The sequence below is a fragment of the Rhizobium sp. RSm-3 genome (assembly GCF_001854685.1).
GTDB lineage: Bacteria > Pseudomonadota > Alphaproteobacteria > Rhizobiales > Rhizobiaceae > Rhizobium > Rhizobium ecuadorense.
This window is the reverse complement of sequence record NZ_MAWZ01000024.1, coordinates 317334-342711: the sequence shown is the minus strand read 5'-3', so window position 1 is coordinate 342711 and position 25378 is coordinate 317334. Positions and strand designations below refer to the sequence as shown.

The following is a 25378-nucleotide window of genomic DNA, read 5'->3' as shown; positions in this document are numbered from 1 at the left end:
GACGCCCGATTTCTCCATTGGCTCAGGCTAAGCAATAAAAAAGTCTCGGGGCAAGTGAGCAGTTCAGATTGCGCTGAGATAAACAATTTTCTTGTCCGGATCACCAATGAATACACTGAAGAGCGCAGTTGAAAAGGAAGAAACGTCGGACAAATACATGCGGCGACAGCTTTTGGCGCTTCTCGGTGCAGTGCTAATTGCATTTATTATTGCAGCCTTAGCGTATATTTTCTTTCTGTTTCATGCTGATGTGGCATGTTATTTGGCACATAACAGTATATACATGGGATTGTGGCCCCGAAATCTCCACGATGCCGATGTCCTTTTAGGCGCTGGGTACCCGGTGCCAGATAGCTGCATACTGCTTTCCATGCGCTCCATTATCAGCGCGGTCATGCTGATCTATGTTTTTTACCTATTTTTCAGCCAGATTTGGGGCAAAGATACCAAATATATCCCTAACCTTATCCTGATATCTGCGTTTTTGACTTTGGGTTATCTTTACACGTCTATGAAGGAAATTTCCACTGAACCGGCCAGCATCTATTCTATTAGTACACACTCCAATGTTGCCGTAAATCTAATTAAAAGTTACGTCAAGATATGCGGATTATATCTGGGGTTTTCTTTACTCATCCAAAGGATATTCGCATTACTTCGCCTTAAATACAACAAGGACAATTTTCAGTAGAATTATCAAAAAATACTTTTCTTGTGGAAACACAATAGTCATTGATTCACGCATTCAATGCTATGAATCCTAATTGATAATTCAATTCAATCCTTCTCAAGCGGCCGTTGCTTCATCTTCGAGGCTTTGGCGCTCACCGGGCGTTTACGCGCCTCGGTCTTTTTCGGCGCAACGGTTTCCGCGGTCTCCATCGTCCGGCAAGCCTCCGTCTCACCCCTGCCCTTCGCGGCCTTGGCGACCAGCTCGTCGAGGCGCTTCAGTTCTTCCTCGTCGAGGTTTTCGATGCCGATGAAGCGGTTTTCGGCGTGGCTCGTCAGGATGATTTCGTTGAGTTTGGCCTGGATCGCCCTGGTGTCTCGTGTCTGGGCGTTCTGCAGCACGAAGACCATCAGGAAGGTAATGATCGTCGTGCCGGTGTTGATGACCAGCTGCCAGGTTTCCGAATAGTCGAAGACGGGGCCGAGTGCCGCCCAGATGATCACGGCGGTCAGCGCCAGAATGAAGATGACGGGTTTGCCCGCCCATTCCGAGATCTTGGTTGCGAAGCGGGCGAACAGATGCTTCATCGTCACCTCTGAAATCCTCCCCAAAAGCCGGTCACAAATAACGCGGCGGGAGGTCTGAGGTTCCGGGAACCGGGGAAGGTTTGAATTCCGGGGATCGCGAGAATTCGAGATCCCCGGAAACTTTCGACTACGCGGCTTCCCGCGCAATCAGCTTGCGATAAAGATGCCAGGTCGCATGGCCGAGGATCGGAATGACAAGCGCAAGCCCGGCAAAGACCGGGATCGTGCCGATGACGAGCAGTGCAGCGACGATCAGGCCCCAGAGCAGCACCGGCACCGGATTGGCGATCGTCGCGCGGATCGAGGCGACGACGGCGGCCACCGCACCGACATCGCGATCAAGCAAGAGCGGAAAGGTGATGACGGTGGTCGCCAGCACGACGAGCGCGAAGACGAAGCCGATCAGATTGCCCCAGATGATCAGCTGCATGCCCTCGGGCGTGCCGAAGACCTGGCGGAAGAAATCCGCCATGCTGCGGGGAAATACTTCGCCGAGCAGATTGCTGTAAAGCGTCTGCGCCGTCACCAACCAGACGACGAAAATGCCACAAAGCATCAAGCCGACTGCGACGATCGACGGCAGCGCCGGCGAATGGCGCACGTCGAGCGCATGCGTCCATGAGGTGTCGAGACCGGCCTCGCGCCGGCGGCTGATCTCGTAGAGGCCGATTGCTGCGATCGGGCCGATCAGCACGAAACCTGCCATCAGCGGAAAGACCATCGGCAAAAGATTGGCGCCCGATGTCCACAACGTCAGGAAGACGCCGGCGATCGGGTACATCAGGCACAGGAACACATAGTGGGACGGTTTCTCCATGAAATCGTCGTAACCGCGCTTCAGCGCGTCGAAGACGTCGGCGATACTGATGCGATTGACAACGGGCCGCGCGAAGTTTTCGCCTGCACCCGTCATGACATGAAATGCCGCCATGGCTTTCTCCTCCTCAGCCGAGACCTGGTCGGCGGCGGACACGCAATCGGCGGGCAAGCCGACACGAAATCCGCAACCGGCACTGGAGCAATATAGCAAACCAAAACGCCCGTGTCGCTCTCTCCCTTCACATCCCCTCTTGACATCTTGGGCGCGCCTTCTCACATCGGCGGCACTATGAAAGCCTCAGACGCAGATATCCTCATCATCCCCGGCTACACCAATTCCGGCCCTGGCCACTGGCAGAGTCGCTGGGAGGCAAAGCTCAGCACGGCGCGGCGCGTCGAACAGGCCGAATGGACAAAGCCGGTCCGCGAGGATTGGATTGCCCGCATCGCCGAGGAGGTGAACGCCTCGACCCGTCCGGTCGTGCTCGTCGCCCATTCGCTTGGAGTGACCTCGGCAATCCACGCCATCCCGCATTTCCGCAAGCCGGTGGCGGGCGCCTTCTTCGTCGCCCCGCCCGATGTCGCCAATCCCGATATCCGCCCGAAGCACCTGATGACCTTCGGCCCCTATCCGCGCGATCCGCTGCCTTTCCCGTCGATCACCGTGGCCAGCCGCAACGATCCGTTCGGCAGCTACGAACATGCCGATGATATTGCCAGCAGCTGGGGCTCCTTCCTCGTCGATGCCGGCGAGGCAGGCCATATCAACGCCGATTCCGGTCACGGTCCCTGGCCCGAGGGCACAATGGTCTTCGCACAGTTCCTCAGCCGGCTCTCCGCCTGAGCAGGGAAAACCGCTTCTCGTTAATTAAGCCAGTGCTTTCTAAGTCTTTCTTAATCGAATGACAGCAGACTGCACCGAGGTGAATTAAGCGAGAATGCCCGTGAAGAAAGCCCATCCACAGGCCGATGATCCCGCAGCGGCCGAGGCAGGCGTCGGCAACGAGGCGAACGACGATTCCGACCTGGCGGAGCGCGAGAGCCGGTGGAACCATGCGCTCGTCGGCTCCGGCCTTGGCGTCTGGGATCACAATTACCGTCTCGACCGGAAATATTATTCTGAGACGTGGAAGACCATGCGCGGCATGGCGCCCGACGAGGAGGCCGCCGGCGATTACGACACCTGGCTGGCCCTCGTCCATCCCGACGATCGCGATTTCGTCGTCCATGCCATCGACAGGCAGAATGCCGGCGATCCGGATTACCAGATCTTCGAATATCGCGAGCGCCACAGGGACGGCCACTGGATGTGGATCGACTGCCGCGGCGCCTGCGTGGAATGGGACGAGAGCGGCGTGCCGACCCGCATCGTCGGCACGGATACCGATATCACCGCCCGCAAGGAAGCCGATGAGACGCTGTCGCGCCTGTCGCGCCGGCTCGATCTGGCGCTGGAGATTTCCCGCATCGGCGTCTTCGAGGCGGATATCGAAAATGACACCGTCGAATGGGACGACCGCCTCATCGCCATTTACGGGCTGAAGGGCGTCTCGCGTCAGATCGCCGGCGACGTCTGGGCGAAAAGCCTGCATCCCGACGACCGCGAGCGCGTGCTGGGCTTGTCCGACCGCAGCGTCGAAAGCGGCAGCGATTTCCAGCAGGAATACCGCATCATCCGCGGCGACGGCGCCGAACGCGTCATCCGCGCCCGCTCGGCCTTCTTCGTCGACGGCAACGGCCACCGCAAGCTGATCGGCGCCAATTGGGATGTCACCGAGGAAGTCGCGCTCCGCAACGAGCTTCAGCGTGCCAAGGATCTGGCCGAAGCGCGCAACCGCGAACTCGAAGCCGCCAAGGAGAGCATCGAGCGCCTGGCGCTGCACGATTATCTCACCAGCCTGCCGAACCGCCGCTATCTCGACAAGATGCTGGACGAGCGCTCGGCCGAATGCCGGGCCAAGGGCCTGGGGCTGGCGATCCTGCATATCGATCTCGACCGTTTCAAGCAGATCAACGACACGCTCGGCCACCGGGCCGGCGACGCCATGCTGCAGCATGCCGCAAGCGTGCTCAGAAATTCCGTCCGCGCCGCCGATTTCGTCGCCCGCATCGGCGGCGACGAATTCGTCATCCTCTGCACTGTCGATCCCGCGTCGAAGAAGATCGCCGGCCTTGCCGAACGTATCATTCGCGAGTTGCGCAAACCGGTGAGGTATGAGGGACACGACTGCCGTTTCGGGGCCAGCATCGGCATCGCCGTCGACAGCGGTCCGACGCTCGACGCCAAGCAGATGCTGCTCGATGCCGATATCGCGCTCTATCGCGCCAAGGGCCTCGGCCGCAACCGCTTCGAATTTTTCTCGGCTTCTGCCCGCCGCGACGTCATCTCGGCCAAACATCTCGCCGACCAGATCCTGATCGGCCTCGAGCGCAATGAATTTGTGCCCTTCTATCAGCTGCAGTTCGATGCCCGCACGCTCGATGTCGTCGGCGTCGAAACACTCGCCCGCTGGCAGCACCCGGTGCATGGGCTGCTGACACCCGACCGTTTCCTCGATATCGCCGAGGATCTCGACGTCGTCTCGACCATCGACGCCCTGATCCTGGAGCGCGCCATCGCCGATCGCCGCGCCTGGATCAAGGACGGGCTGCCGGTCCCGAAGATATCGGTCAATGTTTCCGCCCGGCGGCTTGCCGATCCCGATCTCGGCAAGAAGCTCCGCGCCCTGAAGATCGAGCCCGGCACCTTCGCTTTCGAATTGCTGGAATCGATCTCGCTCGACGATTGCGACGAGGCGGTCGCCGCCAACCTGAAAAAGCTGCGCAAGCTCGGCATCGACATCCAGATCGATGATTTCGGCACCGGCCATGCCTCGATCGTCAGCCTGTTGCGCTTGAGCCCGAAGACGCTGAAGATCGACCGCGAGCTGATCCGCATGCTGCCGCAATCGGCCGAGCAGCGCAAACTCGTCGGCTCGATCATCGATATCGGCCGCTCGCTTGATATCCTCGTCATCGCCGAGGGTGTCGAAACCGCCGATCATATCCGCATTCTCGAAGAGCTCGACTGCGACACGCTGCAGGGCTACGCACTCGCCCGGCCGATGCCGGCCATGCAGATCCCCTCCTTCATCCGAGCCGGAAGCTGGCGCCACGGGCAGATCGCCGCGCGCGCCCTGCAGACACAGCTTCGTCGCACGCTGCGAAGCAGAGCCGCCAAATAAAGATCTGCACAAGCTGCCCGCCATTTCGCCGTCATTTCACCCTACGGGAAAAAGGCGCTAGACTCGTCTTGCGAATTCATTCGATTCTCTTGGCGGTATTCCGTAAAATCCGGATACCGGGCCAGAAATCCGGAGACGGGGGCCAGAAATCCCGAAACCGGGGAAGGAGCGACAGGCGGATTGTGAAACTTACTCTTTTCCTTTAAGGGGACGCCACGAGATCGATCCACTCGCGCTATCCCAAGAGCGCCAACAATAGAGAATGACCACGATGAACCGTCGCCGCCGTATCTACGAGGGCAAGGCAAAGATTCTGTATGAGGGTCCGGAACCGGGCACTTTGATCCAGTTCTTCAAGGACGATGCCACTGCCTTCAACAAGAAGAAACACGAAGTCATCGACGGCAAGGGCGTCCTCAACAACCGCATTTCCGAATATATCTTCAGCCATCTGAACAAGATCGGCATCCCCACCCACTTCATCCGCCGCCTCAACATGCGCGAGCAGCTGATCAAGGAAGTGGAGATGATCCCGCTGGAGATCGTCGTGCGCAACGTCGCCGCCGGCTCTCTCGCCAAGCGCCTCGGCATCGACGAAGGTGTGGTGCTGCCGCGCTCGATCATCGAATTCTATTACAAATCCGACGCGCTCGACGATCCGATGGTCTCCGAAGAGCACATCACCGCCTTCGGCTGGGCCAACCCCGCCGAGCTCGACGACATCATGGCGCTTGCCATCCGCGTCAACGACTTCATGACCGGCCTCTTCCTCGGCGTCGGCATCCAGCTCGTCGACTTCAAGATCGAATGCGGCCGCCTCTTCGAAGGCGATCTGATGCGCATCATCCTCGCCGACGAGATCTCACCGGACAGCTGCCGGCTCTGGGATATCGAGACCCACGAGAAGATGGACAAGGACCGCTTTCGCCGGGATCTCGGCGGCTTGCTCGAAGCCTATTCCGAAGTCGCGCGCCGTCTCGGCATCATCAATGAAAACGAGCCTGTGCGCGGCACCGGCCCGGTTCTGGTCAAGTAAGGCAGGAAAGACAAAGTGATCAAGGCTCGTGTCACCGTCACGCTGAAAAACGGCGTTCTCGATCCGCAGGGCAAGGCTATCGAAGGTGCGCTCGGCGCCCTCGGCTTCTCGGGCGTCGGCCATATAAGACAGGGAAAGGTCTTCGACCTTGAGCTGGAGAGCACCGACAAGGTCAAGGCCGAGGCCGACCTCAAGGCCATGTGCGAGAAGCTCCTCGCCAACACGGTGATCGAGAACTACGCGATCTCAATCGACTGACGATCACCGACCCGTCGTCCGGCGGACTTTGAGGATTTGGCGTCATGACGCAAGCAAAGCTGGAGACGGAAGTCTCGAAATATATGAGCTATGTTTTGCGTCATGCGCCTGAAGCCGCTAGTCTGACGCTGGATGCCGAGGGCTGGGTGTCGTTCGATGAACTCGAAAAAGCGCTGACGTCGAAATACGACGTTTCCCGCGCCGATATTATCGAGATCATCGAAAGCAATCCGAAGAAGCGCTTCACCCTTGCCGACAACAGAATTCGCGCCAATCAGGGTCATAGCATCGACGTCGATCTCGCATTGAACCCGGTTGAACCGCCTGCCGCTCTTTTCCACGGCACGTCTTTGGCGAACTGGCAGTCGATCGAGCGCGAAGGTTTGCAGAAGATGCAGCGCCACCACGTTCATCTCTCGGCGGATGTCGAAACCGCGAAAATCGTCGCAACGCGCCGCAAGGGTGAATATGTCATCCTGCGCGTGGATGCGGCCCGCATGTTTTCAGAGGGTCATTCTTTCTTTGTCTCCGACAATGGAGTATGGCTCGCCGAAAGCGTTCCAGTTCAATATCTTTCGCCAGACGCGGGGACCCCATGAAATCAGCCGTCGTTCAACTTCCGGGCCTCAACCGCGACCGCGACATGATCGCCGCCTTGACCAAGATCTCCGGAAAACCGCCGGTGACGATCTGGCAAACGGAAACAGAGATCCCCGATGTCGACCTGATCGTCATACCCGGCGGCTTCTCTTACGGCGATTACCTGCGCTGCGGCGCGATTGCCGCCCGCATGCCGGTCATGCAGGCGATCATCGACAAGGCAGCAAAGGGCGTGAAAGTGCTTGGCGTCTGCAACGGCTTCCAGATCCTCGTCGAGGCCGGCCTGCTGCCCGGCGCGCTGATGCGCAATGCCTCGTTGAAATTCGTCTGCCGCGAGATCAAGCTTGAAGTCGTCAATGCCGAGACGGATTTCACCCGCGCTTATGCGCAGGGCCAGGTTATCCGCAGCCCGGTCGCCCATCACGACGGCAATTATTTCGCCGACGAAGCGACGCTGGCCAAGATCGAAGGCAATGGCCAGATTGTCTTCCGTTATGCCGAGGGCACCAACCCGAACGGCTCGATCAACGACATCGCCGGCGTGATGAACGAAAAAGGCAACGTGCTCGGCATGATGCCGCATCCGGAGAACCTGATCGAAGCCGCCCATGGCGGCTCGGACGGCCGCGGCCTGTTCGCCTCGGCGCTCGACGTCGTCGCTGCCTGAGCTTGGCTGGAGCAAGATCGATGCGCGCTCATGTCACCGTCGCCAACACCGCCCTGCTTGCCGCTCTCGCAGCCATGGTCGCAGCCTGCCAGTCCACGCCGGCGCCGTCAGGTCCGAACCGCGCCGCACTGCCGACGATGGAGCGCGTGGCGCTCGCCGCCAATGCCTGCTGGTTCAAATCGGGCGATCCGGCCTTTGCTGCTTACAAGCTCGCGCCGGAGCTCAATTCCTTCTCCGGCCGCCCGCGCATCCTGCTCGTCCATAAGGGCAGCCCGGAAAGCCGGCCGCTGCTCGTCGTCCAGGCCGAAGGAAGCCCGGCGCGTCTCCAGGCCTTCGGTCCGGTGATGTCGGAACCGGTCGCCGGCCGCATCGCCGCCGACGTCAATCGCTGGTCGGCAGGCAACAAGGCCTGCAGCTGATCGCTGCGGCCAATCCTCGCGGGATCAGTCCCAGAAGAACGACTTGCTGATTTCGCGCGCGGCATCGGACTGCGACACGCCGATATCCTTGAGTTCGCTCGCCGTCAGGCCTCTCAGCGCCCGGCGGCCTTCCCGCTTCTGATGCCAGAGAAGCACCGCCGCCCAGATCCGCCCCAAGCGAGTCGTCGCCTCTGCAGCCACATCGGGAAGGACGATCTGCCTCCTATCTTCGTAGGAGACAATCGGTACAATCGGCATTTTAATCTCAGGCAAGGCAGACATTCCAGGAATCCTCTCGGTTTTCCGTTGGAATTGACTCTTAATCTTGACGGATACAATGTGACAATATAGGTAATTGTCACCATGACAAATTGGCTTCCTGATCTTTCCCGCGGCTCCGGGCCGGTTTATCTCCGGCTTGCTGACAGCATCGAATCCGCTATATCGACCGGTGCCCTGCCCGCTGGCAGCAAATTGCCGCCGCAACGCAACCTCGCCTATGATATCGGGGTGACAATCGGCACGATCGGCCGTGCTTATGCGCTGGTGCACGAACGTGGCCTGGTCGCCGGCGAGGTCGGGCGCGGCACATATGTGCTCAACCGCTCGGAGACGCCTCCCGGCGAACAGGCCGACCCGTTGACGGTTTCGCTCGGCAGCACCCGCCTCCGGGATGCACCGGCAAACAAGATCCGTTTCGACACCACCGCCGCCCCCGATCTCGGCCAGGGCAAGATCATAGCCGGCATCCTTTCCGAGATCGGCGAGCAGCATCTTGCCGAAATCTCCTCCTATTCCCGGAGCTTTCCGGGCAACTGGTTCGAGGCCGGTCGCCGCTGGCTTGCCCGCAGCGGCTGGACGCCGGAAGCCGAAAACATCGTGCCGACGCTCGGCGCCCATGCGGCAGCCGTCGCCGTCATCGCCGCCGTCTCGGCGCCGGGCGACAAGATCGTCTTCGAGGACCTCACCTACACCCAGGTCAGCCGCAGCGCCCGCCTTCTCGGCCGCCGCACGCTGACGGTCGATTCCGATGAACACGGCGTGATCCCCGAGGATTTCGAGCGGCTCTGCCAGCAGCAGCATCCGAAGCTCGCCTTCCTCATGCCGACCATCCACAACCCCACCGTGACGATCATGCCCTATGAACGGCGTGCGGCAATTGCTGCAATCGCCAGGAAACACGGCGTCTGGCTGATCGAGGACGACCTCTACGGCGGCATGGCCGACGACGACACGCCGCTTATCGCCTCGCTTGCGCCCGATCGCACCTTCCTCGTCAGCGGCCTGTCCAAATCCGTCGCCGCGGGCGTGCGCGGCGGCTGGGTCGCCTGCCCGCCGCATTTTGCCCAGCGCATCAGGGTAACGCACAGGATGATCACCGGTGGCCTGCCCTTCATCCTGGCGGAAACCTGTGCGCGTCTCGTCGAAAGCGGCACGGCGCACGCGATCCGCAAGCAGAGTGTCGAAGAACTCTCCCGACGCGTCCGGCTTGCCCGCGAGCAATTGCAGGGCTTCGATTTCCAATCGCACCCGCACGCGCCTTTCCTCTGGCTGAAACTGCCGGAGCCATGGATGTCCGGCACGTTCAAGAACGCCGCCTACCGCGATGGCGTCCTGGTCGATGACGAGGATGAGTTCAAGGCAGCGCGCGGCGAGAAAATCTATCACCGCGTTCGCATCGGCTTCTCCTCGCCGAAGTCGGAACAGGAGCTGGCCTCCGGCCTGATGATCCTGCGCCGGCTGCTCGAAAATGGCGGCTCCGCCTATGACGGTGAAATATGACGTGTTGCAGATACACGTCATAATTTAGAAAAACGGCTGCGCCTGTCCGGAGCGCCTGTACCGACTCAACCGCCATGCTACCTCTTTGTTATTCCCGTCTGACGCGAATCAAAGGGCAGCAAATGAGGATCGACTTCGGAAAGATCGCGTTGCGTTGTTTGAGTAAGGCGTCGTTGGCAGTAATCGCCGTTAGCTTGTTGGCGGGCTCGGCGAATGCCGGCGAGCAGATATTCGATGAACTGCGTTTCGGCCTCTCGACCTCGGTGCAATCCGGCCATTCCAGGGAAGACGGCGTCTTCCCCGAGGTCACCGCTTTTTTCGATCCTTTCGGCTACGATTCCTCAGTCGGCTGGCAGCAGCAGTTGCTGCATCCCCGCGTCCATCTCGGCACCTCGATCGGCACATCAGGCGAGGCCACCCAATTCTTCACGGGCTTCACCTGGACGGTCGATTTCAACGAAAAGCTTTTTGCCGAAGCCGGCTTCGGCGGGGTCATCCATACCGGCGATCTCGAGGGCAATGGTGATGGCCCGGAACTCGGCTGCCGCGTTCTCTTCCACGAATATGCCGGCGCCGGCTATCGTTTCACTCCGCATTGGAACGTGATGGCCCAGATCGCCCATTCCTCGCATGCCAATCTCTGCGACGGACCGAACGACGGCATGACGCGTGCCGGCCTGCAGATCGGCTACAAGTTCTGAGCGATTGCGGCTTTGAGAAAAGTGTCTGCCCGCCCCGGTGAACTGACCCCCAAGTTGGGTGTCCAACTTTCGGGAGTCAGTTCACTGTGTTGACGGCGGGCTTTTTTCTGTCGCGCATCGCCGCGACATAAGCTAAAGACAGCGCAAAACGCGCCAGGGACTTTCCGCTCATGACCATTCCAAACACCATCGCGATCACGCCGGAACTCATTGCGGGCCATGGCCTCAAGCCGGACGAGTACCAGCGCATTCTGGATCTGATCGGCCGCGAACCGACCTTCACCGAGCTCGGCATCTTCTCGGCCATGTGGAACGAGCACTGCTCCTACAAATCCTCGAAGAAATGGCTGCGCACGCTGCCGACCAAGGGGCCGCGCGTTATCCAGGGCCCGGGCGAAAATGCCGGCGTGGTCGATATCGACGACGGCGACTGTGTCGTCTTCAAGATGGAGAGCCACAACCACCCCTCCTATATCGAGCCGTACCAGGGTGCTGCGACCGGCGTCGGCGGCATCCTGCGTGACGTCTTCACCATGGGCGCGCGCCCGATCGCCGCGATGAACGCCTTGCGCTTCGGCGAGCCGGATCACCCGAAAACCCGACACCTCGTCTCCGGCGTCGTCTCCGGCGTCGGCGGCTACGGCAATTCCTTCGGCGTGCCGACGGTCGGCGGCGAAGTCGAGTTCGATTCCCGCTACAACGGCAACATCCTCGTCAATGCCTTTGCCGCCGGCATCGCCAAATCCAACGCCATCTTCCTGTCCGAAGCCAAGGGCGTCGGCCTTCCGGTCGTCTATCTCGGCGCCAAGACCGGCCGCGACGGCGTCGGCGGCGCGACGATGGCCTCGGCCGAATTCGACGAATCGATCGAGGAGAAGCGCCCAACCGTTCAGGTCGGCGACCCCTTCACCGAAAAATGCCTGCTCGAAGCCTGCCTCGAACTGATGCAGACCGGCGCCGTCATCGCCATCCAGGACATGGGTGCGGCCGGCCTCACCTGCTCGGCCGTCGAAATGGGCGCCAAGGGCGATCTCGGCATCCTGCTCGAACTCGACAAGGTGCCGGTGCGTGAAGAACAGATGACGGCCTACGAGATGATGCTGTCGGAAAGCCAGGAGCGCATGCTCATGGTGCTGCAGCCGGAAAAGGAAGCGCAAGCCAAGGCGATCTTCGTCAAATGGGGCCTCGATTTCGCCATCGTCGGCAAGACGACCGATGATCTGCGCTTCCGCGTCATGCATCAGGGCGAGGAAGTCGCCAACCTGCCGATCAAGGATCTCGGCGACCAGGCGCCGGAATATGATCGCCCCTGGCGCGAATCCGGCAAACACGCCCCCCTGCCCGCAAATCTCGTCGCAGCCCCTAAGGATTACGGCCAGGCGCTGCTGCAACTCGTCGGCTCCGCCAACCAGTCGAGCCGCCGTTGGGTCTACGAGCAGTATGACACGCTGATCCAGGGCAATTCGCTGCAGCTTCCCGGCGGTGACGCCGGCGTCGTGCGTGTCGATGGCCACCCGAGCAAGGCGCTCGCCTTCTCCTCCGACGTGACGCCGCGTTATGTCGAGGCCGATCCCTTCGAAGGCGGCAAGCAGGCGGTCGCCGAATGCTGGCGCAACATCACCGCCACCGGCGCCGAGCCGCTCGCCGCCACCGACAATCTCAACTTCGGCAATCCCGAAAAGCCCGAAATCATGGGCCAGTTCGTCGAGGCGGTGAAGGGCATCGGCGAGGCCTGCCGGGCGCTCGATTTCCCGATCGTCTCAGGCAACGTCTCGCTCTACAACGAGACCAACGGCGTCGCCATCCTGCCGACCCCGACGATCGCAGGCGTCGGCCTGCTGCCGGATTGGCGCAACATGGCCCGCATCGGCGCCGCCAATAACGGCGACAAGGTGGTCATGATCGGCGTCGACGGCAGCCATCTCGGCCAGTCCGTCTATCTCAGAGACGTGCTCGCCAGCCGCGAAGGTCCGGCCCCCGAGGTGGATCTGTTTGCCGAGCGCCGCAACGGCGATTTCGTCCGTTCCGTCATCCGCAACGGCCAGGCGACCGCCTGCCACGACATTTCCTCGGGCGGCCTTGCCGTAGCACTCGCGGAAATGGCGATGGCCTCGGACAAGGGCCTGACGATCGATCTCGGCGAAGGCAAGGGAGCGCCGCATGCGCTGCTCTTCGGCGAAGACCAGGCCCGCTACATCTTGACGATCCCGGCCGATGTCGCCGATTTCGTCTGCGCCAATGCCGAAGGTGCAGGCGTTCCTTTCCGTCGTCTCGGCACGGTCGGAGGCACGGCGCTTGTCGTCGGCGATCTCATCTCGCTGCCGATTCAGCAATTGCGCGATGCCCATGAATCGTGGTTCCCTGATTTCATGGAAGGCCGCGGCGAACTGGCTGCGGAATGATGCGCAAGGAGTAACGATCATGGCCATGAAACCCGGCGATATCGAAGACATGATCAAGGCTGGGATTCCCGGTGCCAAGGTGACGATCCGCGATCTGGCGGGCGACGGCGACCACTACGCCGCCGAAGTCGTCGCCGAAGCCTTCCGCGGCAAGAGCCGCGTGCAGCAGCACCAGATGGTCTACGAGGCGCTGAAGGGCAATATGGGCGGCGTGTTGCATGCGCTGGCGCTGCAGACCTCCGCGCCCGAATAAAAGGCCTCGTCCTGGACAACGACGCCTGCCGCTTGGGCCTAGCCCCTAACCTAATGTGGCATCGAAGTAGATATGCCGAATCCCGTGCGGTAGGACGTTTCGCGTGGTTGCTGGAAAAATCTGCATGAAGCACTCAGCGCACTCACATGTCGCGGAATGCTTGTTTTCGCGACGTCGCAAAATCCAATCGTAAAACTGCCGCCTTAATTGGGAGTTTTGCTACGTCTGTCTTGAATATCACCGGCTAAATAGCTCTCCAGCCCATCCAGCAGCGCTCTCCAGCCGTGTTCCCGCCCTTCAGCCCCGTCGCTCGGCGGGATGATGCACAACTGTTCCACATAAGTCAGCTTCGTCCCGCCGCCATGTTCGGAGAACAGTACGGTCGCCAGCGACACCGTATGGATACGACCATTGAGGGCCATCGAATAGGCAAACACGATCCTCTTGGGCTCCTTGATCTCGAAATAGTGCGTCTGGTTGGTGTGGGTTCCCATGTCCGTGACGAAGTTGCTGCGCTCGGCTCCTCCCTCGCGAAAGTCGAATTCCGCCAGCCCTTCACCGAACCATTCTTTCTTCTTTTCGGGAATCGCCCACGCCGCCCAGACGTGATCCACGCAATTGGAAAAAACGCGCTCGATGGTAATCGATCTGTGCTCTTGTTCCGTTTTTGTCACTTTACTGCTCCTGATCTAGGAAGTTGCCAAGCCGGTCGAAACGTTCCTCGAGCCGGGCGCGGTGTTGCCGGACCCAATGCTCCACCCGCTTCAGCGTGTCTGAAACGAGGCTAACCGTTCTGACCCGCCCGGATTTGCTTGACGAGATGATGCCTGCATTTTCGAGTACGCGGAGATGCTTCAGGAACGAGGGGCCTGCCATATCGAACGGCCGCGATAGATCGGTCACCGAGGCAGGTCCATCCAAGAGCCTTTCGACGACTGCAAGTCGGGTTGGGTCGGACAAAGCCCCGAAAATCTTCGGGAAGCTCACTTCATAGGTATCCATACGGCTATCTTTACGGGAAGCAGATGGATCGGTCAACATAGATATCCATACGGCTACCTTTTTTGACTGGCACGCTTTGAGCAAGGAATATGAAGCTTGTTCGCACTTTGTTTGTCGCAAGATTTCTAACTTCCACGACAAACCGCCGACACGGCTGGGGCCCTCAGCCGGGCATTCTCTTCGCGTCAGGGCTAGCAAAGACCGAGGCCGGCATCGGACCCGATGTCATCAGCGTAAAGTCGAAAGGCGCCTGCAGATCGGGCCCCAGCACATATTGCCGGTGGACGCGGAGCTGGTCCTTGCGGATCCTGCGATAGCGCTCGCGCGTCAGCATCTGCTTGACGCGGATCAGGATCATCTTTGCTGGCGGTGCATCGGCATGGCCGGAAACGGCGACGATCGGCACCTTGTAGAAATTGATCGAATCCGTCAGGCACTGCACGTCGAGCCAGGAAATCTCCGGACAGCGGGCGATCAGCCCGACGCGGGCGCGAAGCCGCGCCGCCGATGACAGCAGCGCGCATTGCAGAATGGCGCTGCCGAGGGTGGCAAACACCACACGCTTGCCGGCAAAAATCTCCGGCTCCCTTTCCAGCAATATGCCGATGACATGGGCGGCCACATTCGATCCCATGCTGTGCGAGGAGATCACATACTCGTCTGCTTCTTCGTTGAGGGCCTCGCGCACGGCAGTTGCCCGGTCTTCCAGCCAGCCGTTGAAATCGGCCCGATCCATCCGGCCAAGCGCCACCGCCATTTTCCAATCGGCAAAGAGATGCAGCGTGTGGAAGCGTTCGGAAAACGGCAGGAAGGCGAAGATGAAGAAGCAGAGCCCCAGCGGCCCGCTCCAGAGCATGTGCCAGGGAGAAAAGCCGAGACTATAGGGCATGACGGCAATCTGCGCCGTCAGCGCGATCGCCAGTGCCGTCAGCAGGAACGGAAAGAGAAAGAACAGGCCGAAGCGCCAGGCATGACGGAAATATCCCCGCATACCGCCTTCGAGCATGATCTGAGCGCAGCTGCGAAAGCCTGCAATGATCTGGCTCAAAGTGTTGCCGCTGCGCAATTTGCGCACGAACATATCGTGATCGATCGTGTGGATCCGGCTCTTCGTCAGCCAACCGCGCGAACCGGTTTCTCCGAGCGCCGCATCGCCGGCTGCTCCGAGCGCCGCATCGCCGGCTGCCCCGGGCGCCGCATCCCCGGCTGCCCCAGGCGCCGCATCGCCGCCGCCCGTGGTGACCTCGAAACTGAGCGGATCGCTTCCTGCCGCAGGTCCGATCGCAACCGAATAGCCCCAGACAGCAGCGCTCTGCCTGGCAGAACGCTCGTAGCGCGCCCTGTGGGCGGCGCCATCGAGCGGCTCGAAGCCGGGAAAATGCAGGACGACCCGCTTCTCGATCAGTTTCATTCCACCTTCCGGCCCCGGCGAATGGCCGGCATATTGCTGCGGTCTGGCTGCTCTGCCGCTAACACCCGCAAAAAAGCAGCTTTGGTCTCGAAGCCGCCTTGCTAACCGAACTCATCCGGAATTCAATAGCAGGCATGTCGTTTCCACCACGAACGGAGGGGTTTTGTGGCCGATCTTGTCAAAGAATTGATCTCGGGCGTCGTCGACAGCGTGCTGAAGGAAATCCTGAAGAAAACCACCGGCCGCGCCACGACGAAGCGCAAGAAACGTAAAACGCGCAGCGCATCGACGACGGCCGTAGCGCGCAAGCCAGCCTCGACCGCCCGCAAGACCGCGGCGGCGGCACGCAAGCCCGCCCGCAAACAGGTCAGCAAGCGCCGCACCGCCGCCGGCCGCAGCCGCCAACGCCGCAGCTAGCAGTTGGTGCCTTGGCCGGCGCCGATCTTGCAGATTTCCATATCCCGCGCCGGCTCGATGCCGCGGCAACAAAAGCCGGCGCCTGCCAATGCCGATGTCAAACGGATTGTCACGATGGAGCGCGGCACATCTGCCTCCACAAGGTCTTTGGGGGCCCGGACCGATGAAACGCATTCTAAAAATCGTCCTCGCGTCGCTGGTCGCGATCTGTCTTATCGCCGTTGTCGGCATTTACGCCTTGTCGGAGATGCGCCTTTCCAGGACCTATGACGTCGCGGCCGCCGATATTGCCGTCAAGACGACGCTATCCCCCGACGAGGCCGAGCGCCGCGCTCGCACGCTGATGTGCGGCGGCTGTCATCACGATGCTGGCAACATCCTGCTCGACGAGCCGGGCGTCGGCCGCATTGTCGCACCGAACCTGACCCGCCTGGTGCCCATGTACAGCGATGCAGAGCTGGTGCGTCTCATCCGCCACGGCGTCAAGAAGGACGGCACCGGCGTCTTCATCATGCCGGCTGGCAATTTCGCCAATATCACCGATGACGATATGGCAGCACTCGTCGTCTGGCTGCGCACCCTGAAGCAGCTTCCCGACGCCGTGGCGGGAGGAACCCACTGGGGACCGCTCGGCCGAGTGGGCCTGGCGCTCGACAAGATCCCCTTTGAGGCCGACCTGGTGCCCGCCGTCGTCACACCCGCCGCCACACGCCCGGCCGATATCGGTGAATATGCCTTCAAGACCGATTGCAGCCACTGCCACAATCTCGATACAGCAAAGCAATCCGAAGCCTTTCTCGCCCCGGCGCTGAGGCCCTTGGCGCAATCCTATTCGGCCGCCGATTTCAAGACGCTGCTGCGAACCGGCAAGGGTGTCGGAGGCCGCGATCTCGGCGTGATGACGCAGGTTTCGCAATGGGATTTCCGCTATTTCACCGATATTGAAATCGAACAGATTCAGGCTTACCTCACCCGCCAACCGTAACGCGACGGCAACAATCTGGAGTGGTCTGACCAGATTGGTCTTTTTTTGGTTTGGGCGGGTGGAATTCCTGCCGCCACATGCTATCTAAAGACAACGATTGAAACGGCGGGCCTTTAACCCGCCTGTTGAAAGGATCAGGTTCTATGAGCGGCATTCACGAATTCATCGACAACGAAATCAAGAGCAACGACGTCGTCCTCTTCATGAAGGGCACGCCGCAGTTTCCGCAGTGCGGTTTCTCCGGGCAGGTCGTGCAGATTCTCGATTACATCGGCGTCGATTACAAGGGCGTCAACGTGCTCGCCGATTCGGAGATCCGCCAAGGGATCAAGGAATATTCCAACTGGCCGACGATCCCGCAGCTTTACATCAAGGGTGAGTTCGTCGGCGGCTGTGATATCGTCCGGGAAATGTTCCAGGCCGGTGAGTTGCAGCAGCATCTCCAGGAAAACGGCATCACTGTGCGCGGCGCCGCCTGACCGGTCACCGGACGTCCGCCCGGTTTCCAAATCTGTAATCTTGAGTCCGAGGCGCTGCGGCTAGCAGCGCCTTAGCCTGTTTATGGGAATTTCATTGTGACAGATTCATCACAAGCCGTGTCCGCGGGCCGCCTGCCCATGGGCAAGCGAGAATTTATCGCGCTTGCCGCCTTCCTGATGGCCGTCAACTCCCTGGCGATCGATATCATGCTGCCGGCCTTGCAGCAGATCGGCGCGAGCCTCGGTGTCGAGAGTGAAAATCATCGCCAGTTCGTTGTCTCAACCTATCTGCTCGGCTTCGGCTGTGCCCAATTGTTCTACGGGCCGCTGTCTGACCGTTTCGGCCGCCGCACGCCGCTGTTGATCGGTCTCGTCATCTACATTCTCTCCGCCATCAGTATCGTCTTCGTCCCCTCCTTCGCAGGCTTGCTCGCCCTGCGCTTCGTCCAGGGCGTCGGTTCGGCGGCAACCCGCGTCATCACCGTCTCCATTGTCCGCGATATCTATGGCGGCCGGCAGATGGCGGAAGTCATGTCGCTGATCATGATGGTCTTCATGATCGTGCCGGTGATTGCACCCGGCACCGGCCAGATCGTCATGTTCTTCGGCAACTGGCACCTGATCTTCCTCTTCATCGCCGCCATGGCGACAGCAATTGCCGTCTGGGCCTATCTCCGCCTGCCGGAAACCCTGCATCCCGCCAATGTCCGCCCCTTCACCGCCCGCTCGATCTTCGGCGCCTTCAAGCTGGTGCTGACCAATCGCATCGCGCTCTGCTACACCATCGCCAGCACCTTCATCTTCGGCGCGCTGTTCGGCTTCATCAATTCGGCCCAGCAGGTCTATGTCGGCATTTACGATCTCGGCGTCTATTTCCCCTTCGCCTTTGCCGGCGTGGCTATCTTCATGTCGCTGTCGTCCTTCTTCAACTCGCGCTTCGTCGGCAAGCTCGGCATGCGCCGACTGTCGCACGGCTCGCTCATCGGCTTCATCACCATCAACACCATCTGGCTGATCGTTCAGATGGCGAGTTCCGAGCCAATGCCGTTTGCTCTGTTCATCTCCTTCTTCGGCCTGGCCATGTTCCAGTTCGGCTGGATCGGCTCGAACTTCAATTCGCTCGCCATGGAGCCACTCGGTCACGTCGCCGGCACCGCTTCCTCGGTCCTCGGCTTCATGAGCACGGTCGGCGGCGCCCTCATCGGCGCCGGCATCGGCCAGGCCTTCGACGGCACCGCGCTGCCGATGGTCGCCGGTTATTTCATCGTGTCGATTATCGGGCTCGTCTTCGTGCTGATCGCCGAGAAGGGCCGCCTCTTCCAACAGCAGAATCCGGCCGTCTGAACGGCCGGCCAGCTCCGCATCCGGGATTTCACCACATGACGCCGCCGCATAAACCGCACCAGGAAAACCAGGGCTCCCGCCGCATCGGCATGGGTTTCGGCGAATTCGTCGTCACCATCGCCATCATGACCGCCAGCATCGCCATGGCCATCGACAGCATGCTGCCGGCATTGCCCAATATCGGCCATTCCCTTGGCGTCACCAACACCAACGACGCGCAGCTTATTATCGGCGTGTTCTTCTTGGGCTTCGGCGTCTCGCAGATATTCTTCGGCAGCCTTTCGGATACGTTCGGGCGGCGCAACATCCTGCTCGGCGGCATGGCCTGCTACGTGGTTGGAATGTTTGCCGCCGCCGCGACCGGCAGTTTCGAAATGCTGCTCCTCATGCGCTTCGTCCAGGGTGTCGGCGGTGCCGCCGTGCGCATCACCACCATGGCCATCGTCCGCGACTGCTTCGGCGGCCGCGAAATGGCCCGTGTCATGTCCTACGTCATGATCGTCTTCATGATCGTGCCGATCGTCGCCCCTTCCATCGGCCAGCTCATCATCCTCTATGCCAACTGGCACTGGATCTTCATCCTGCTCGGCATCACCGCCACCATTCTGTTCGTCTGGGCATTTCTGCGCCTGAAGGAATCCCTGCCGCCGGAAGAGCGGCTGCCGCTGTCGGTCGGTTCCGTCGTCGACGGCTTCAAGACCGTGCTCACCAACCGCATCACCTGCGGCTACATGGTCGGCCTCACCATGTTCACCGGCGTCATCAGCGCCTATGTGATCTCGGTGCAGCAGGTTTTCGGCGAGGTCTACGGCCTCGGCGACTGGCTGCCGATTGCCTTTGCGGCGACCGCCGGCGGCATCGCTGTGGCCAATTTCGCCAACGGTTTCTTCGTCCGCAAATTCGGCATGCGCCGCATCTCGCACGCCGCCCTGCTGATCTTTACGGCGCTGTCGGCCGCTGGCTTCTTCACTTCGCTGGCCGCCAAGCCGGATTTCGCCATCGCCTATGGCATCTTCACCATCGTGCTGATGATGTTTGCCGTCATCGCCACCAATTTTACCGCCATCAGCCTGGAGCCGATGGGCAATCTCGCCGGCACCGCAACCGCCGTCACCGGCTTCGTCTCGACAACATTCGGAGCCATTCTCGGCGGCCTGGTCGGCCAGATGTTCAACGGCACGGTCCAGCCTCTCTTCGGCGGCTTCGCGCTCTTCGGCGTGGTAACGATCGCCGCCACCCTCTGGGCTGAAAACGGCAAGCTCTTTACACACCCCGGCGACAGCCCGCAGTTGGATCCGGGTGCGGCCCATTTCTGACAAAGAGACGATTGGCAGCAGTGCGCGAAAGGCATCCCGGTGGACGACCCGATTCTGATCAGGCCTTACGCGCCAAGCGACGCAGACGCGACGATTGAGATTTTTCTGCGCGCCGTCCGGGAGGTCTCGTCGAGGGATTATTCACCCGCTCAAATAGAGGCTTGGGCAAAGGTGGAAGATCGCAGCCTTTGGGCGGAGCGCAGGATAAGCAGGTCAGCCTGGATCGCGGAAATCGACGGAGAACCGGTCGGCTTTTCCGATCTGACCGGCGACGGATGTCTGGACATGATGTTCGTTCACCCGGAATTTCAGGGGCGCGGTGTCGCAAGCCGCCTATTGAGCAGGGTCGAGCTGGAAGCTCTGAGGCTCGGCTTCAAGCGAATTCATACGGAAGCCAGCCGAACCGCCCGACCGTTTTTCGAGCGCAAGGGTTTCCGCGTGATAGCCAGGCAAACCGTGGGAAAACGCGGGCAAAGCCTGGAGAATTTCCGCATGGAAAAGCTTTACGCAGAGTAAGGTCGAACCACCGACACGCATCATCGAACGAAGCCGGCAGCCCCGTCGCAGGCTGCAGCCGCAAAATCGGCGTTCTGCGGCCGGTTTTCATGCCTTCAGACTGTGACGACCTCACGGCGCAGCAGCTCCCACGAGGCCTTGTCAGGCGCAACCAGCAGCCCGCCATCGACATGGTGCGGCAGGTAGGAAGAACCGTCGAAACGGGCGGCATAGGCGCCAGCCTCCTGCGAGATCAGCGTGCCGGCCAGATGATCCCAGGGCATCAGCTTGTTGTATATGAGGTAATGCACATGGCCGCCGGCAAGGGTGCGGTATTCATGGGCCGCGCAGCGGTAGTTGGTGAGAAAGCGCACCTTGGCGAGATTACCCAGAATCTCGGCCCGCTTGTCCTGCGGTAGATAGCCGGTCGAGGCCATGCCGACCATCTGGTCGAGCGCGACAGGCTCGGCCGCGCGCAACCGCCGCGCCTCGCCATCCGGCCGCCGCAACCAGGCGCCGGCACCCTTTTCCGACACCACCCAGTCGTCGCCCATCGGATCGTAAATGATGCCGGCAATCGTCTCGCCGCCGGAAACGACAGCGGCCATGACGCCGAAGGCCGGGATGCCGGCTGCGAAATTGAACGTACCGTCGACCGGATCGACGACAATGGCGAGATCGGCATCGGCGAGGCTGCCGAGCAGCGCCGGCTCAGCCGCGACCGATTCTTCGCCGAGGAACAGCGCGCTTGGCCAAAGCCGTTCGGCTTCCGCCTTGATCATCCGCTCGGCCTGCTCGTCGGCCTCGGTGACGAGATCGGTTGCCTCGCTCTTGGCGCGCACTTCGTCCTGGCCGAGCCGGCGGAAGCGTGGCAGGATTTCCGCCTTCGCCGCACGGCGCAAGAGATCGGCAAGAACGGTCACGTCGACAGTCGCAGTCATGTCAAATCCTTTCGGTCCGGCCTCTTGGTAGGGGCTCAAATCAGATGCCGACGATCTCCCGGCGGACCAGCTGCCAGCTTTCCCTGTCGGGTGCGGAGATGATGCCGCCCGTCGTCTCGCCAGGGCGATAGGGCGTACCGTCGAATTTTGCCGTATGGCCGCCGGCCTCCTGGTGTGCGAGCACGCCGGCCAGGTGATCCCAGGGCATCAGCTTCGCATGGCCGATGAAATGCAGCTTGCCCGAGGCGACCATCCAATATTCATAGGCCGAGCAGTTGAAAGCGAAGGTCATTTTGATCTTCGCCATGTTCGCTGAGATGCGCGAGCGATCCGGGTCGTCCATATGGCCCCATGAGATGCCGCCGACCATCTGGTTCAAGGCGGCAGGCTCGGCCACAGCAAGCTTGCTCGATTGCCCATCCTTCCGCGTCAGGAAGGCGCCCGCTCCCTTGATCGCCGTCACCGTATCGTCGAGGACGGGATCGTGAATGATGCCGGCTACGGTTTCGCCCCTGACGGTGACCGCTAGCATCGTCCCGAAGACCGGAAGCCCGGCGGCAAAATTGAACGTCCCGTCGACAGGATCGATGACGAAGGCCAACTCGGCATCGGCAAGGGCCGGCACGACGGACCGGTCCGCGTCATAGGCTTCCTCGCCGACGACGAGGGCCGAGCGAAAGCGCTCTTTCAGCGCCGCGGTAATCCTCTGTTCGGCGAGCAGATCCGCTTGCGTCACCAGGTCGATTGCCGAGGTCTTTTCCGAAACGTCGGAAGTGCCGAGATTGCGGAAACGCGGCATGATTTCCGCGCGTGCCGCCTCCTTCACGCAATCGCCGAGAAAGAGAATATCCTGATCTGAAATGGTCATGCGAATTCCTGCTCTTCATCGATAGCCAGCTGCTTAGCCGGAGTTTCATGAAGGGTCGGTGACACCAAGGGTGGAAAAGTCGAAGAGTTTCGGATCGAGCAGGTGCGACGGGTTCACATGTGACAGCGCCCGCAACATCGTGTCCTTACGCCCCGGCATGCGCCGTTCGATATCGGCGAGCATATCCTTCATTGCATTGCGCTGCAGCCCATCCTGCGAGCCGCAGAGATCGCAGGGAATGATCGGAAACTGCATGGCGGCGGCGAACTTTGCAAGGTCGTCCTCGGCGGCATAGGCAAGCGGCCGCAGCACCATCAGATCGCCCTCATCGTTCAGCAACTTCGCCGGCATGGAGGCAAGCCGCCCGCCGTGGAAAAAATTCATGAAGAAGGTTTCGAGAATGTCCTCGCGGTGGTGGCCGAGCACCAGCGCATCGCAGCCTTCTTCCCGGGCGACGCGGTAGAGATTGCCGCGCCGCAGCCGCGAACAGAGCGAGCAATAGGTCGCACCTTCCGGCACTTTCTCCTTCACGATCGAATAGGTATCCCGATATTCGATGCGGTGCCGCACGCCGATCCTTGTGAGATAATCCGGTAGCACATGTTTGGGAAAATTCGGCTGCCCCTGGTCGAGATTGCAGGCGATGAGCTCGACCGGCAGCAGCCCGCGCCATTGGAGATCGAGCAGCAGCGCCAGCAGCCCGTAGGAATCCTTGCCGCCGGAAAGGCCGACCAGCCAGCGCTTTTGCCCCTTCAGCATATCGAAATCGTCGAAGGCCTGGCGCACCTGCCTGAGCAGCCGCTTGCGCAACTTGTTGAAGGAGACCGAATGCGGCGCATCGGCAAACAGCGCATGGCCGCTGGTCACGGCTTCGCCGCTTTCCAATTCGTCGGCAATATTGGCTGCGATATTCATTGCGTCGTCCTATCGAGGTCTGTCTGCCTTAGCAGAAACGCGTTCGGCAACACAGCGTCAATCGCCGAAAACCGACCAGCCGGTGCGCGCCGCCAGCATTTCCAGCGCCACGGCGCCGAGCTGCGAGTTGCCGACCTTGTTCAGCCCCGGCGACCAGACGGCGATCGAGGCGATGCCCGGCGCAACCGCGAAGATGCCGCCGCCCACACCGCTCTTGCCGGGCAGGCCGACATGATAGGCGAAGTCGCCCGAGCCGTCGTAATGGCCGCAGGTCAGCATCAGCGCGTTGATGCGCCGCGCCCGCTTCGGCGAGACCACCGAATGGCCGGTCATCGGATTGCTGCCGCGCGCTGCGAGGAACAGCCCGGCGCGGGCCAGCTGCTCGCAAGTCATCGACAGGGCGCATTGATGGAAATAGACGCCGAGTACGTGATCGACGGGATGGTCGAGATTGTGGTAGGCGCGCATGAAGTTGGCCAGCGCGACATTTCGATATCCCGTCTGCGTTTCCGAACGCGCCACCTTGTCGTCGATGGAGATCGATTCGTCATCGGCGAGATAACGCACGAAGCGCAGCAATTCGCCGATCGCCTCGCGCGGCGCATGGCCGGCCATGACGACGTCGGAAACGGCGATCGCGCCGGCATTGATGAAGGGATTGCGCGGGATGCCGCTCTCGTGCTCGAGCTGGACGATCGAGTTGAAAGCCGATCCGGACGGTTCGCGTCCGACACGCTTCCATAAGCTTTCGCCGACTTTGCCGAGCGCTAAGGTCAGCATGAAGACCTTGGATATGCTCTGGATCGAGAAGGCGATATCGGCATCGCCGACACGATAAACTTTGCCGTCGACGGTGACGATTGCCATGCCGAACTGCCGCGGATCGACCTTGGCGAGCTCGGGAATATAGTCGGCGACCTTGCCCTCGCCGATGCGCGGCAGGATATCGGTATAGATACTATCGAGGGTCGCCTGCAAATCCGTCATCGCTTCTCTCCGGATAACAAAAAAGCCGCCCGAAAGAGCGGCTTTTCCATATGCAAAAACGCCTGGTTTTTCTTAACGCGAATAGAATTCGACGACCAGATGCGGTTCCATGACGACCGGGAACGGAACGTCGCTGAGCGTCGGGACGCGGCCGAAGGTGGCGACCATCTTGTTGTGATCGACTTCGATATAATCAGGAACGTCGCGCTCGGCGAGGCTGACGGCTTCCAGAACGATCACCAGCTGCTTCGACTTCTCGCGAACTTCGATCACATCGCCGGCCTTGCAGCGGTAGGAACCGATGTTGACGCGGACGCCGTTGACAGTGACGTGGCCATGGTTGACGAACTGACGGGCAGCAAAGACCGTCGGAACGAACTTGGCGCGATAGACGATCGCATCGAGGCGCGATTCCAGCAGGCCGATCAGGTTTTCCGAGGTGTCGCCCTTGCGGCGGTCGGCTTCGGCGAAGATCGCGCGGAACTGCTTTTCGCGCAGGTCACCATAATAGCCCTTGAGCTTCTGCTTGGCGCGCAGCTGCACACCGAAGTCCGAAAGCTTGCCCTTGCGGCGCTGGCCGTGCTGGCCCGGGCCGTATTCGCGACGGTTCACCGGGGACTTCGGACGGCCCCAGATGTTTTCGCCCATACGGCGGTCAATTTTGTACTTGGACGATTCGCGCTTGCTCATCGTATTTCCTTTCAAAGGTTTATGACGGTTTGCTGCCAAACCGCGCGAAGGAAACACGCCCTCCTCTGACCTCTTTGCGAGACCTGACAGGATGTCTCGGTTAGCGAACC

29 protein-coding genes are annotated in these 25378 nt (G+C 60.8%); 18 read left to right on the top strand and 11 right to left on the bottom strand.

Annotation, left to right across the window (positions count from 1 at the left end; genetic code table 11):
• Positions 1–106: 106 nt before the first annotated feature.
• A complete protein-coding gene (locus BBJ66_RS20680; protein ID WP_071089384.1) occupies positions 107–691 on the top strand; it encodes a hypothetical protein in 585 nt (194 codons plus the stop codon).
• 86 nt (positions 692–777) lie between these two features.
• Here BBJ66_RS20680 and BBJ66_RS20675 read toward each other — a convergent pair whose 3' ends face one another.
• A complete protein-coding gene (locus tag BBJ66_RS20675) occupies positions 778–1257 on the bottom strand; it encodes a low affinity iron permease family protein (RefSeq protein ID WP_071089646.1) in 480 nt (159 codons plus the stop codon).
• A gap of 127 nt (positions 1258–1384) precedes the next feature.
• Complete coding sequence (locus BBJ66_RS20670) at positions 1385–2188, bottom strand: DUF2189 domain-containing protein (RefSeq protein WP_071089380.1); 804 nt, start codon at positions 2186–2188, stop codon at positions 1385–1387.
• Between the two features lie 177 nt (positions 2189–2365).
• On the opposite strand from BBJ66_RS20670, the gene BBJ66_RS20665 reads away from it, so the two are divergent.
• The 7 genes from BBJ66_RS20665 to BBJ66_RS20635 all read left to right on the top strand — a co-directional run bounded on the left by BBJ66_RS20665 (position 2366) and on the right by BBJ66_RS20635 (position 8280).
• Positions 2366–2920: an RBBP9/YdeN family alpha/beta hydrolase gene (locus tag BBJ66_RS20665; protein ID WP_071089377.1), complete on the top strand. Its 555-nt coding sequence runs from the start codon at positions 2366–2368 to the stop codon at positions 2918–2920.
• 94 nt (positions 2921–3014) lie between these two features.
• The gene (locus tag BBJ66_RS20660) at positions 3015–5300 is read left to right on the top strand and encodes a putative bifunctional diguanylate cyclase/phosphodiesterase (protein ID WP_071089374.1); all 2286 of its coding nucleotides are present in this window, start codon (positions 3015–3017) and stop codon (positions 5298–5300) included.
• A gap of 271 nt (positions 5301–5571) precedes the next feature.
• Positions 5572–6336 (top strand): phosphoribosylaminoimidazolesuccinocarboxamide synthase, encoded by a 765-nt coding sequence (gene purC / locus BBJ66_RS20655; RefSeq protein WP_003568927.1) that lies wholly within the window; start codon positions 5572–5574, stop codon positions 6334–6336.
• Between the two features lie 15 nt (positions 6337–6351).
• Positions 6352–6594 (top strand): phosphoribosylformylglycinamidine synthase subunit PurS, encoded by a 243-nt coding sequence (gene purS, locus BBJ66_RS20650; protein ID WP_049735066.1) that lies wholly within the window; start codon positions 6352–6354, stop codon positions 6592–6594.
• Between the two features lie 44 nt (positions 6595–6638).
• Positions 6639–7193, top strand: a complete 555-nt coding sequence (locus tag BBJ66_RS20645) for an RNA 2'-phosphotransferase (RefSeq protein ID WP_071089369.1) — start codon at positions 6639–6641, stop codon at positions 7191–7193.
• Complete coding sequence (gene purQ, locus BBJ66_RS20640) at positions 7190–7861, top strand: phosphoribosylformylglycinamidine synthase subunit PurQ (RefSeq protein ID WP_049735064.1); 672 nt, start codon at positions 7190–7192, stop codon at positions 7859–7861. Before BBJ66_RS20645 ends, purQ begins: the two co-directional genes overlap by 4 nt.
• A 20-nt stretch (positions 7862–7881) precedes the next feature.
• Positions 7882–8280 (top strand): hypothetical protein, encoded by a 399-nt coding sequence (locus BBJ66_RS20635; protein WP_071089366.1) that lies wholly within the window; start codon positions 7882–7884, stop codon positions 8278–8280.
• A gap of 24 nt (positions 8281–8304) precedes the next feature.
• Here BBJ66_RS20635 and BBJ66_RS20630 read toward each other — a convergent pair whose 3' ends face one another.
• Positions 8305–8562: a DUF1127 domain-containing protein gene (locus tag BBJ66_RS20630; RefSeq protein ID WP_071089363.1), complete on the bottom strand. Its 258-nt coding sequence runs from the start codon at positions 8560–8562 to the stop codon at positions 8305–8307.
• An 81-nt stretch (positions 8563–8643) separates the two neighbouring features.
• Here BBJ66_RS20630 and BBJ66_RS20625 point away from each other — a divergent pair, with 81 nt between their 5' ends.
• The 4 genes from BBJ66_RS20625 to BBJ66_RS20610 all read left to right on the top strand — a co-directional run bounded on the left by BBJ66_RS20625 (position 8644) and on the right by BBJ66_RS20610 (position 13418).
• A complete protein-coding gene (locus BBJ66_RS20625; RefSeq protein WP_049735061.1) occupies positions 8644–10062 on the top strand; it encodes an aminotransferase-like domain-containing protein in 1419 nt (472 codons plus the stop codon).
• A 122-nt stretch (positions 10063–10184) separates the two neighbouring features.
• Entirely contained in the window at positions 10185–10763 is a 579-nt protein-coding gene (locus tag BBJ66_RS20620) for an acyloxyacyl hydrolase (RefSeq protein ID WP_071089360.1), read from the top strand.
• Positions 10764–10933: 170 nt separating this feature from the next.
• On the top strand, positions 10934–13165 hold the full coding sequence (gene purL / locus BBJ66_RS20615; RefSeq protein ID WP_071089357.1) for a phosphoribosylformylglycinamidine synthase subunit PurL: 2232 nt from the start codon (positions 10934–10936) through the stop codon (positions 13163–13165).
• A 19-nt stretch (positions 13166–13184) separates the two neighbouring features.
• Entirely contained in the window at positions 13185–13418 is a 234-nt protein-coding gene (locus BBJ66_RS20610) for a BolA/IbaG family iron-sulfur metabolism protein (RefSeq protein ID WP_003540079.1), read from the top strand.
• Between the two features lie 203 nt (positions 13419–13621).
• Here the strand turns inward: BBJ66_RS20610 and BBJ66_RS20605 are convergent, their stop codons facing one another.
• The 3 genes from BBJ66_RS20605 to BBJ66_RS20595 form a co-directional block, all read right to left on the bottom strand.
• Positions 13622–14092 carry an SRPBCC domain-containing protein gene (locus BBJ66_RS20605; protein ID WP_049735058.1) on the bottom strand — a complete coding sequence of 157 codons (471 nt, stop codon included), beginning with the start codon at positions 14090–14092 and terminating at the stop codon, positions 13622–13624.
• Position 14093: 1 nt separating this feature from the next.
• The gene (locus BBJ66_RS20600) at positions 14094–14420 is read right to left on the bottom strand and encodes an ArsR/SmtB family transcription factor (RefSeq protein WP_049735113.1); all 327 of its coding nucleotides are present in this window, start codon (positions 14418–14420) and stop codon (positions 14094–14096) included.
• A gap of 163 nt (positions 14421–14583) precedes the next feature.
• Positions 14584–15831: a hypothetical protein gene (locus BBJ66_RS20595; protein WP_071089355.1), complete on the bottom strand. Its 1248-nt coding sequence runs from the start codon at positions 15829–15831 to the stop codon at positions 14584–14586.
• Positions 15832–15996: 165 nt separating this feature from the next.
• On the opposite strand from BBJ66_RS20595, the gene BBJ66_RS20590 reads away from it, so the two are divergent.
• The 6 genes from BBJ66_RS20590 to BBJ66_RS20565 all read left to right on the top strand — a co-directional run bounded on the left by BBJ66_RS20590 (position 15997) and on the right by BBJ66_RS20565 (position 20888).
• On the top strand, positions 15997–16248 hold the full coding sequence (locus BBJ66_RS20590) for a hypothetical protein (protein WP_071089353.1): 252 nt from the start codon (positions 15997–15999) through the stop codon (positions 16246–16248).
• 163 nt (positions 16249–16411) lie between these two features.
• Complete coding sequence (locus BBJ66_RS20585; RefSeq protein ID WP_071089351.1) at positions 16412–17233, top strand: c-type cytochrome; 822 nt, start codon at positions 16412–16414, stop codon at positions 17231–17233.
• A 143-nt stretch (positions 17234–17376) separates the two neighbouring features.
• Positions 17377–17712: a Grx4 family monothiol glutaredoxin gene (gene grxD, locus BBJ66_RS20580; protein ID WP_003586231.1), complete on the top strand. Its 336-nt coding sequence runs from the start codon at positions 17377–17379 to the stop codon at positions 17710–17712.
• Between the two features lie 138 nt (positions 17713–17850).
• Positions 17851–19056 carry a multidrug effflux MFS transporter gene (locus tag BBJ66_RS20575; protein WP_071089643.1) on the top strand — a complete coding sequence of 402 codons (1206 nt, stop codon included), beginning with the start codon at positions 17851–17853 and terminating at the stop codon, positions 19054–19056.
• 35 nt (positions 19057–19091) lie between these two features.
• Entirely contained in the window at positions 19092–20372 is a 1281-nt protein-coding gene (locus BBJ66_RS20570) for a multidrug effflux MFS transporter (protein WP_071089349.1), read from the top strand.
• Between the two features lie 39 nt (positions 20373–20411).
• Positions 20412–20888 (top strand): GNAT family N-acetyltransferase, encoded by a 477-nt coding sequence (locus tag BBJ66_RS20565; protein WP_071089347.1) that lies wholly within the window; start codon positions 20412–20414, stop codon positions 20886–20888.
• 95 nt (positions 20889–20983) lie between these two features.
• Here BBJ66_RS20565 and BBJ66_RS20560 read toward each other — a convergent pair whose 3' ends face one another.
• The 5 genes from BBJ66_RS20560 to rpsD all read right to left on the bottom strand — a co-directional run bounded on the left by BBJ66_RS20560 (position 20984) and on the right by rpsD (position 25268).
• Positions 20984–21808: an inositol monophosphatase family protein gene (locus tag BBJ66_RS20560; protein ID WP_071089344.1), complete on the bottom strand. Its 825-nt coding sequence runs from the start codon at positions 21806–21808 to the stop codon at positions 20984–20986.
• Between the two features lie 40 nt (positions 21809–21848).
• Entirely contained in the window at positions 21849–22676 is an 828-nt protein-coding gene (locus BBJ66_RS20555; RefSeq protein WP_071089341.1) for an inositol monophosphatase family protein, read from the bottom strand.
• A gap of 45 nt (positions 22677–22721) precedes the next feature.
• Positions 22722–23591 (bottom strand): tRNA 2-thiocytidine(32) synthetase TtcA, encoded by an 870-nt coding sequence (gene ttcA, locus BBJ66_RS20550; RefSeq protein WP_049736063.1) that lies wholly within the window; start codon positions 23589–23591, stop codon positions 22722–22724.
• Positions 23592–23648: 57 nt separating this feature from the next.
• Positions 23649–24578 carry a glutaminase gene (locus BBJ66_RS20545; protein WP_071089339.1) on the bottom strand — a complete coding sequence of 310 codons (930 nt, stop codon included), beginning with the start codon at positions 24576–24578 and terminating at the stop codon, positions 23649–23651.
• Positions 24579–24650: 72 nt separating this feature from the next.
• Entirely contained in the window at positions 24651–25268 is a 618-nt protein-coding gene (gene rpsD, locus BBJ66_RS20540; protein ID WP_003586216.1) for a 30S ribosomal protein S4, read from the bottom strand.
• Positions 25269–25378: the final 110 nt, after the last annotated feature.

What these genes read in the sequence shown, in the direction of transcription:
- BBJ66_RS20680 (WP_071089384.1), top strand. Translation starts at nt 107, where the DNA reads ATGAATACACTGAAGAGCGCAGTTGAAAAGGAAGAAACGTCGGACAAA.
- BBJ66_RS20675 (WP_071089646.1), bottom strand. Translation starts at nt 1,257, where the DNA reads ATGAAGCATCTGTTCGCCCGCTTCGCAACCAAGATCTCGGAATGGGCG.
- BBJ66_RS20670 (WP_071089380.1), bottom strand. Translation starts at nt 2,188, where the DNA reads ATGGCGGCATTTCATGTCATGACGGGTGCAGGCGAAAACTTCGCGCGG.
- BBJ66_RS20665 (WP_071089377.1), top strand. Translation starts at nt 2,366, where the DNA reads ATGAAAGCCTCAGACGCAGATATCCTCATCATCCCCGGCTACACCAAT.
- BBJ66_RS20660 (WP_071089374.1), top strand. Translation starts at nt 3,015, where the DNA reads ATGCCCGTGAAGAAAGCCCATCCACAGGCCGATGATCCCGCAGCGGCC.
- purC (WP_003568927.1), top strand. Translation starts at nt 5,572, where the DNA reads ATGAACCGTCGCCGCCGTATCTACGAGGGCAAGGCAAAGATTCTGTAT.
- BBJ66_RS20645 (WP_071089369.1), top strand. Translation starts at nt 6,639, where the DNA reads ATGACGCAAGCAAAGCTGGAGACGGAAGTCTCGAAATATATGAGCTAT.
- purQ (WP_049735064.1), top strand. Translation starts at nt 7,190, where the DNA reads ATGAAATCAGCCGTCGTTCAACTTCCGGGCCTCAACCGCGACCGCGAC.
- BBJ66_RS20635 (WP_071089366.1), top strand. Translation starts at nt 7,882, where the DNA reads ATGCGCGCTCATGTCACCGTCGCCAACACCGCCCTGCTTGCCGCTCTC.
- BBJ66_RS20630 (WP_071089363.1), bottom strand. Translation starts at nt 8,562, where the DNA reads ATGTCTGCCTTGCCTGAGATTAAAATGCCGATTGTACCGATTGTCTCC.
- BBJ66_RS20625 (WP_049735061.1), top strand. Translation starts at nt 8,644, where the DNA reads ATGACAAATTGGCTTCCTGATCTTTCCCGCGGCTCCGGGCCGGTTTAT.
- BBJ66_RS20620 (WP_071089360.1), top strand. Translation starts at nt 10,185, where the DNA reads ATGAGGATCGACTTCGGAAAGATCGCGTTGCGTTGTTTGAGTAAGGCG.
- purL (WP_071089357.1), top strand. Translation starts at nt 10,934, where the DNA reads ATGACCATTCCAAACACCATCGCGATCACGCCGGAACTCATTGCGGGC.
- BBJ66_RS20610 (WP_003540079.1), top strand. Translation starts at nt 13,185, where the DNA reads ATGGCCATGAAACCCGGCGATATCGAAGACATGATCAAGGCTGGGATT.
- BBJ66_RS20600 (WP_049735113.1), bottom strand. Translation starts at nt 14,420, where the DNA reads ATGGATACCTATGAAGTGAGCTTCCCGAAGATTTTCGGGGCTTTGTCC.
- BBJ66_RS20595 (WP_071089355.1), bottom strand. Translation starts at nt 15,831, where the DNA reads ATGAAACTGATCGAGAAGCGGGTCGTCCTGCATTTTCCCGGCTTCGAG.
- BBJ66_RS20585 (WP_071089351.1), top strand. Translation starts at nt 16,412, where the DNA reads ATGAAACGCATTCTAAAAATCGTCCTCGCGTCGCTGGTCGCGATCTGT.
- grxD (WP_003586231.1), top strand. Translation starts at nt 17,377, where the DNA reads ATGAGCGGCATTCACGAATTCATCGACAACGAAATCAAGAGCAACGAC.
- BBJ66_RS20575 (WP_071089643.1), top strand. Translation starts at nt 17,851, where the DNA reads ATGGGCAAGCGAGAATTTATCGCGCTTGCCGCCTTCCTGATGGCCGTC.
- BBJ66_RS20570 (WP_071089349.1), top strand. Translation starts at nt 19,092, where the DNA reads ATGACGCCGCCGCATAAACCGCACCAGGAAAACCAGGGCTCCCGCCGC.
- BBJ66_RS20560 (WP_071089344.1), bottom strand. Translation starts at nt 21,808, where the DNA reads ATGACTGCGACTGTCGACGTGACCGTTCTTGCCGATCTCTTGCGCCGT.
- BBJ66_RS20555 (WP_071089341.1), bottom strand. Translation starts at nt 22,676, where the DNA reads ATGACCATTTCAGATCAGGATATTCTCTTTCTCGGCGATTGCGTGAAG.
- ttcA (WP_049736063.1), bottom strand. Translation starts at nt 23,591, where the DNA reads ATGAATATCGCAGCCAATATTGCCGACGAATTGGAAAGCGGCGAAGCC.
- BBJ66_RS20545 (WP_071089339.1), bottom strand. Translation starts at nt 24,578, where the DNA reads ATGACGGATTTGCAGGCGACCCTCGATAGTATCTATACCGATATCCTG.
- rpsD (WP_003586216.1), bottom strand. Translation starts at nt 25,268, where the DNA reads ATGAGCAAGCGCGAATCGTCCAAGTACAAAATTGACCGCCGTATGGGC.